This is a genomic window from Micromonospora sp. IBHARD003, assembly GCF_056106285.1.
This window is the reverse complement of sequence record NZ_JBWBBX010000001.1, coordinates 4815580-4822500: the sequence shown is the minus strand read 5'-3', so window position 1 is coordinate 4822500 and position 6921 is coordinate 4815580. Positions and strand designations below refer to the sequence as shown.

The window sequence follows — 6921 nt, the reverse complement described above, 5'->3', positions numbered from 1 at the left end:
CAAGGAACGGACGCTTCCTTCGTACTCACCCTCTCGGGCTTTCCTCCGGGCGCTTCCCTTCGGTGTTTCCAGCTTAGCAGACCCGATTTCTCGTTTCCGCCACCCGCCGGACCGGGCTGCCAGAACATTCCTCCGCTTTCGCGAATTCCCTTTCCGGCGTTTCCGACTCTATCAGATCCTTTCGGGCCCGATTCCCAGTCAGAGGGGGGTTGTCTTTCCGGCCCTGCGGCCGTTCCGACGAGTGAGACTTTAGCGGAATCCTGGCCCCCGACGCTAATCGGGTCGCGCTCAATCGAACGCGGATTCCTCATTTCGCAAAAGCGCACGGAAAGCGAGGCGACAATGCGTCGCTCGCTTCGAGTGGTTCCTGCGGGATGGCTGTCCGGGGCCGACCGAAGCCGGTGCTCACGTCGGACAACCCGGAGAACGTTACGCATCGGTTAATCGCATGTCAACCCAGGGCCCGGGGCCTACCCTCCGAGCATGACCACGCACGCCTGCACCCTTCAGTGGTGGGCCGCCTGAAGGCGGCCCGCAGTCACGCGTGGAGGCAACGGCCGCCGCATCGGCGGCCGTTGTGCTTCTCCCAGGAAGCCGGTCGCCGGTGGCGGCGGCTCCGACAGGAGAAGGAGGAGAGCCCGATGACAAGGACCTTCAGCGGGATCAAGCCGACGGGGCATCTGACGCTGGGGAACTACCTCGGGGCGGTGCGGCGGTGGGCCGAGGTGGACCAGCACCGGTCGGACGCGTTGTTCGGCATCGTGGACTTGCATGCGCTGACCGTCGAGCACGATCCCGCGCGGGTGCGCAGGCTCAGCCGGCAGGCGGCCACGCTGCTGCTGGCGGCGGGGCTGGACCCGGAACGGTGCACCGTGTTCGTCCAGAGCCACGTGGATGAGCACACCCGGCTCTCCTTTGTGCTGGAGTGCACCGCGACGGACGGCGAGATGCGGCGCATGATCCAGTACAGGGAGAAGGCCGCGCGGGCGCGGGCCTCCGGAGAGAGTGTGCGGCTGTCGCTGCTGACGTATCCCGTGCTGATGGCGGCGGACATCCTGGCGTACGCGACCGACGAGGTGCCCGTCGGGGACGACCAGGCGCAGCACGTGGAGCTGACCAGGGATCTGGCGGTGCGGTTCAACCAGCGGTACGGGCACGTCTTCACCGTGCCGAAGGCGACGCATCCGCAGGTGGCGGCACGTGTCAGGGATCTGCAGGACCCGGTGTCGAAGATGGGGAAGTCGGGCGCCGCCGGACCCGGGGTCGTCCATCTGCTCGACGAGCCGGACGTGATCCGCCACAAGGTCATGCGAGCGGTGACGGACAGCGGGCAGGACGTCGTCTACGACCGGGAGGAGCGGCCTGGGCTCGCGAATCTGCTGGAGATCCTCGCCGGCTGCGTGGACGGGGACCCGCAGGAGCTCGCCGGCGCGTACACGTCGTACGGCGCACTGAAGAAGGACACGGCCGAGGCGGTGGTGGAGCTGCTGGGGCCTCTCAGGAAGCGGCACGCCGATCTGGCCGCCGATCCGGCGTATGTGGATGAGGTCCTCCGGGCGGGTGCGGCGAGCGCCCGGGCGCTGGCGCGTCCTCTGGTGGACCGGGCCTATCGGGCCGTCGGGTTGCTTCCGGCCGGCTGACGGAAGGCCGCCCGGTAGTCGCGCGGGCTGGTGGCGAGGTGAGCGGCGAAGTGCTGGCGCATGGTCACCTCGCTGCCGAAGCCCGTGCGGCGGGCGACTTCCGGGATGGGGTGATCGGTGAGCTCGAGGAGTTTCTGGGCGGCTGCCACCCGCTGGGTGATGAGCCAGTGGAGCGGAGTCGTACCCGTGCTCGCCTGGAAGTGCCGGGCGAAGGAACGGGGGGACATGCCCGCGCGGGCGGCGAGGGACGCGACGGTGTGCGGTTCGCGGAGATGGGCGAGGGCGTGGTCGCGGACGGCGGCGAGGGTGTCCGCGTCACGGTCGGACCGTGGAGTCGGGTGCTCGATGAACTGGGCCTGCGTACCGGTGCGGAACGGGGCGGTGACCATCGACCGGGCGATGGTGGCGGCCGCCTCGGCTCCATGGGTGACGCGGACGAGATGCAGACAGAGGTCGATGCCCGCTGCCGTACCGGCCGAGGTCCAGATGTTCGCGTCGTGGAGGAAGAGGGCGTCGGGGACGACGGTGACCCGGGGGTGGTGTGCACGGAGCAGCCCGGTGAGGTTCCAGTGGGTGATCGCACGGCGGCCGTCGAGCAGACCGGCCTGGGCGAGCGTGAAGGCACCTCCGCACAGCGCGGCGATCGTGGTGCCGCGGGCGTGGGCGCGCCGGAGTCCGTCGAGGACCGGTGCGGGGGCGGGCGTGAGGTGGTCGTCGAGTCCCGGGACCACGATGAGGTCGGCGCGGGTGAGCCAGCCGAGAGTGCGGTCGGGAGTGAGGCTGAGACCGCCGCGCATGGGGACGGGTGCGCGGTCGGTGCCGGTGCGGCGGAGGTCGAAGGCCGGGACGCCCCGATCGGTGCGGTCGACGCCCCAGACCTCGCTGATGACGGAGACGTCGAAGCCACGGATGCCGGGGAAGGCGAGGAGGGCGATGCGCTGGGGTGCGGTCGGCCGGGTCTCCATGCTGGCAGTAAACCATCGGTCGCTGGCTTTCGCGCCTCTGGGGGAAGGGAGCTCCGGGCGGCACCATCGAAGCCATGGAGATCGCAGAGAACGCAGCACTGGTCGTCGTCGACGTACAGAAGGGGTTCGACGAGGAGGAGTTCTGGGGCCCACGGAACAATCCGGAGGCGGACGCGAACATCGCGTCGCTCATCGACGCCTGGCAGTCGAGCGGGCGGCCGGTCGTCTTCGTCCGGCATGACTCCGCCGGTCCCGGATCGCCGTTGCGGCCGGGGTACGCGGGCAACGGCTTCAAGGAGTACGTGGAGGAGCGGCGGGGCAGGGGCCGCGGGGCCGAGCTGCTGGTGACGAAGTCCGTGAACTCGGCGTTCTACGGGACCCCGGATCTGGGGGCCTGGTTCGAGGCTCAGGGGGTACGGCAGTTCGCGGTGGCCGGCATCCAGACCAACATGTGCGTGGAGACCACGGCCCGGATGGGCGGGAACCTCGGTTACGAGGTGCTGTTCCCGCTGGACGCCACGCACACCTTCGATCTGACGGGGCCGTACGGCTGGACGCTGGGCGCGGACGAGCTGGCGCGTGCCACCGCGGTGTCGCTGCACGGCGGTGGGTTCGCGACGGTGGTGACGACCAAGGAGCTGGTCGCGGCCGCTGCGGGATGAACCGCGGCCGCCGCGGGGCGAACTCGCCCGTGAAGGGCGGGCCTGCGCCGTTGCCGGAGTTCTCAGCTGCTGCCCGAAGCCAGTTCGCGGCTGCGGTCGCGGGCGGCTTCCAGGGCGGCGATCAGGGCCGCGCGCACCCCGTGGTTCTCCAGCTCGCGGATGGCGCTGATGGTGGTGCCGGCGGGGGAGGTGACCGCCTCGCGCAGTTTGACCGGGTGCTCGCCCGAGTCGCGGAGCATCACGGCGGCACCGATGGCGGCCTGGACGATCAGGTCGTGCGCCTGGGCGCGCGGCAGCCCGAGGAGGATGCCGGCGTCGGTCATGGCCTCGACGAGGAAGTAGAAGTAGGCCGGGCCGGAGCCGGACAGAGCGGTGGCGGCGTCCTGCTGGGACTCGGGCACACGCAGGGTCTTGCCGACCCCGCCGAAGATCTCCTCCGTATGGACGAGGTGCTCGGCGGTGGCGTGGCTGCCGCCGGAGATGACCGACATGCCTTCGTCGACGAGGACGGGTGTGTTGGGCATGACACGGACGACGGGGGTGCCGGGGGCGAGACGGTCCTCGATGGTGGTGGTGGTGATTCCGGCGGCGGCACTGATCACCAGGCGGTCCGCCGTGATGTGCGGGGCGAGTTCGTCGAGCAGCCGGCTCATGTCCTGCGGCTTGACGGCCAGGATGAGGGTGTCGGCCCGCTTGGCGGCTTCGGCGTTGGTGACGGCCTCGACGCCGTAGCGGGTGCGCAGCTCCTCGGCCCGCTCGGCACGGCGTGCGGTGACCAGCAGCGCTCCGGCCGGCCAGCCGGCCCGGATCATGCCGCTGAGCAGGGCCTCGCCGATCTTTCCGGTTCCGAGGACTGCGACGGTCTGGGTCATGCGGGTCACCTCGCCGGGGTGGTGCGTGTGCACGCACAGGGTGGTCCATGTCCGCGGTCGGTTCGTCCGCGGACATGGACATCCTTGCACCGGACGTGTGGTGGTGCCGTGGGTGTCCGATGGGCGGTCATGCGGTCCGGCGGCGGAGGGTTGCCGCACCGAGGGCGAGTACCAGCAGGGCACAGGCGCCGACGACGGCGGCGTCACGGACGAAGTCCGCGGTCATGTCGGTGTGGCGGAGGACTTCGTTCATGCCGTCGACCGCGTACGACATCGGCAGGACGTCCGAGATGCCTTCGAGCACGGGCTGCATGGTGTCTCGGGGTGCGAACAGTCCGCAGAGCAGCAGTTGGGGGAAGATCACGGCCGGCATGAACTGGACCGCCTGGAACTCGGACGCCGCGAAGGCGGAGACGAAGAGCCCGAGAGCGGTGCCGAGCAGAGCGTCCAGCAGGGCGACGAGCAGGAGCAGCCAGGGCGAGCCGACCACGTCGAGGCCGAGGAACCAGAGCGCGAGGCCCGTGGCCAGGGCCGACTGGATGACGGCGAGCAGGCCGAACGCCAGGGCGTAGCCGGCGATCAGATCGCCCTTGGCCAGCGGCATGGCGAGGAGGCGCTCCAGGGTTCCGGAGGTGCGTTCGCGCAGGGTGGCGATGGAGGTCACCAGGAACATGGTGATGAGCGGGAAGATGCCGAGCAGCGAGGCGCCGATGGAGTCGAAGGTGCGCGGGCTGCCGTCGAAGACGTAGCGCAGCAGGAAGAGCATCACGCATGGCACGAGGAGCATCAGGGCGATCGAGCGCGGGTCGTGGCGCAGTTGGCGCAGGACGCGGGCGGCGGTGGCGAGCGTACGCGAGAGGGAGAGCGCGAGGCGTGACGTCCGCGGGGCGGTGGCGGGCGCGGGCCGGGTCGCCGTGGCTGACGGGTGGGCGTTCATCGGGTGCTCTCCTGGAGGGCGTTGGCCGTGTCGACGAGGTGGAGGAAGGCGTCTTCGACGGTGGCGGTGTCGTGGCGGCGCCGCAGGGCTTCGGGGGTGTCCTCGGCGAGGAGTTCGCCCTCGCGCAGGAGCAGCAGCCGGTGGCAGCGTTCGGCCTCGTCCATGACGTGCGAGGAGACCAGGATCGTGGTGCCGCGGTCGGCGGCGATGCGGTGGAAGAGGTCCCACAGGTCGCGGCGCAGCACGGGGTCGAGGCCGACGGTGGGCTCGTCGAGTACGAGGAGTTCGGGCGTCCCGAGCAGGGCGACGGCGAGCGAGACACGGCTGCGCTGGCCGCCTGAGAGGTTTCCGGCGAGGGCGTCGGCGTGGCTGGTGAGGTCGACGTCGGCGATGGCCTGGGTGACGTGCCGGCGGCGGCGCTCGGCCGCGGCGCGTCCGGGGTCGAGGATCGCGGCGAAGTACTCGAGGTTCTGGCGGACGGTCAGGTCGTCGTAGACGGAGGGCGCCTGGGTGACGTAGCCGATCCGGGAGCGGAGCGCGGTGTCGCCCGCCGGGCGGCCGAGGACCTCGAGGGTGCCGCCGACCTTGGCCTGGGTGCCGACGACGGCGCGCATGAGGGTCGACTTGCCGCAGCCGGACGGGCCGAGGAGGCCGGTGATCCGGCCGGGTGGGACATCGAAGTCGAGGCCGCGCAGAACGGTGCGGGGCCCACGGACGACGGTGAGGGCGCGGGCGTGGACGGCGGCGCCCACAGCGCTCTCAGCCGGCCCCGGAGCATTATTCAACATGCGATGAATAATGCTCCGGGGTGAAGGGCGCGTCAAGGCGCGGCGACTGGGGTTTTCGGGTCCGGTGGAACGGCCTCCTGTATGCCGTCACTCCTGCATGCCGTCACCCAAGTCGAGGTGGCGCAGCTTGTCGGGATTGACGACGGCGTCGATCCCGGTGATCCGCCCACCGTGCACCGTGAACGCGTACACGCCGGCCGGTCCGCTCGCGGCGTCGGTGAAGACCAGACCGGGCGCGCCGTTCACGTCCCGCACCGCCATCCGCATCGCCGCCGGGTCGAACCGGCGCATGAGTCCCTGGACGAAGCGCGCGACCTTCTCGCGGCCGAGCACCGGCAGCCGGGCCGCGGTGACCTTGCCGCCACCGTCGGTGCGCCACACGACATCGGGGTCGAGGATCTCGAGCAGGCCGTCGAAGTCGCCGCCCGTCACCGCGGCAAGGAACGCGTCGACGGCGCGTCGGTGTTCGTCCCGGTCGACGGAGCGGCGCGGGGCCTCGGCCCGTACCCGGCGGCGGGCGCGCGATGCCAGCTGCCGTACGGAGTCGGAAGTACGGCCGACCGCGTCGGCGATCTCGGGGAAGGGCACGGCGAAGACGTCATGGAGGATGAAGGCGGTGCGTTCGGCGGGGGTGAGCCGCTCCAGGACGGTGAGCAGGGCCATGCCGACCGATTCGTCGAGCGTCACCCGGTCCTCGGGGCCGGCTTCACTGATCACCGGTTCGGGCAGCCAGGGGCCGACGTACTTCTCGCGCCGGGTGCGGGCCGAGCCCAGCTGGTCGTAGCAGATCCTGCTGACGACGGTCGTCAGATAGGCGCGCGGGTCCTTGGCCTCTCCGTCCGGCAGGCGCTGCCAGCGCAGCCAGGACTCCTGTACGGCGTCGTCCGCGTCCGCGACCGAGCCGGTGATGCGGTAGGCGATGCCCCAGAGGCGGTCGCGCTGCTCCTCGAAGGCCGTGAGCTCTGCCATGGTCCGGTGCCCTTCCTCGGTACGGGTTCTACCGGGGAGGACGCCGGGGAGGCATGACATGTGACATCGGGGCCTCGTGGCCCGGCGA

Annotated in this window: 7 protein-coding genes; 2 read left to right on the top strand and 5 right to left on the bottom strand. The window is 70.8% G+C overall.

Features of this window, described 5'->3' with window-relative positions; all coding sequences use genetic code 11:
• The first annotated feature begins 641 nt into the window (after positions 1 to 641).
• Entirely contained in the window at positions 642 to 1640 is a 999-nt protein-coding gene (trpS, locus tag ACTWOL_RS21430) for a tryptophan--tRNA ligase (RefSeq protein ID WP_474298374.1), read from the top strand.
• Here trpS and ACTWOL_RS21425 read toward each other — a convergent pair.
• Entirely contained in the window at positions 1607 to 2605 is a 999-nt protein-coding gene (locus ACTWOL_RS21425; RefSeq protein ID WP_474298373.1) for a GlxA family transcriptional regulator, read from the bottom strand. The genes trpS and ACTWOL_RS21425 overlap by 34 nt on opposite strands.
• 74 nt (positions 2606 to 2679) lie before the next feature.
• On the opposite strand from ACTWOL_RS21425, the gene ACTWOL_RS21420 reads away from it, so the two are divergent.
• A complete protein-coding gene (locus ACTWOL_RS21420) occupies positions 2680 to 3267 on the top strand; it encodes a cysteine hydrolase family protein (RefSeq protein WP_474298372.1) in 588 nt (195 codons plus the stop codon).
• A gap of 62 nt (positions 3268 to 3329) precedes the next feature.
• Here ACTWOL_RS21420 and proC read toward each other — a convergent pair whose 3' ends face one another.
• The 4 genes from proC to sigJ form a co-directional block, all read right to left on the bottom strand.
• A complete protein-coding gene (gene proC, locus ACTWOL_RS21415; RefSeq protein ID WP_474301223.1) occupies positions 3330 to 4148 on the bottom strand; it encodes a pyrroline-5-carboxylate reductase in 819 nt (272 codons plus the stop codon).
• A gap of 118 nt (positions 4149 to 4266) precedes the next feature.
• On the bottom strand, positions 4267 to 5076 hold the full coding sequence (locus ACTWOL_RS21410; protein ID WP_474298371.1) for an ABC transporter permease: 810 nt from the start codon (positions 5074 to 5076) through the stop codon (positions 4267 to 4269).
• Positions 5073 to 5828 carry an ABC transporter ATP-binding protein gene (locus tag ACTWOL_RS21405; RefSeq protein WP_474301222.1) on the bottom strand — a complete coding sequence of 252 codons (756 nt, stop codon included), beginning with the start codon at positions 5826 to 5828 and terminating at the stop codon, positions 5073 to 5075. The genes ACTWOL_RS21410 and ACTWOL_RS21405 overlap by 4 nt, the downstream gene beginning before the upstream one ends.
• 123 nt (positions 5829 to 5951) lie before the next feature.
• A complete protein-coding gene (sigJ, locus tag ACTWOL_RS21400) occupies positions 5952 to 6833 on the bottom strand; it encodes an RNA polymerase sigma factor SigJ (protein ID WP_474298370.1) in 882 nt (293 codons plus the stop codon).
• Positions 6834 to 6921 lie beyond the last annotated feature (88 nt).

Excerpts from the sequence above, each read along its gene's own strand:
- trpS (WP_474298374.1), top strand. The coding sequence starts at position 642 with ATGACAAGGACCTTCAGCGGGATCAAGCCGACGGGGCATCTGACGCTG.
- ACTWOL_RS21425 (WP_474298373.1), bottom strand. The coding sequence starts at position 2,605 with ATGGAGACCCGGCCGACCGCACCCCAGCGCATCGCCCTCCTCGCCTTC.
- ACTWOL_RS21420 (WP_474298372.1), top strand. The coding sequence starts at position 2,680 with ATGGAGATCGCAGAGAACGCAGCACTGGTCGTCGTCGACGTACAGAAG.
- ACTWOL_RS21410 (WP_474298371.1), bottom strand. The coding sequence starts at position 5,076 with ATGAACGCCCACCCGTCAGCCACGGCGACCCGGCCCGCGCCCGCCACC.
- sigJ (WP_474298370.1), bottom strand. The coding sequence starts at position 6,833 with ATGGCAGAGCTCACGGCCTTCGAGGAGCAGCGCGACCGCCTCTGGGGC.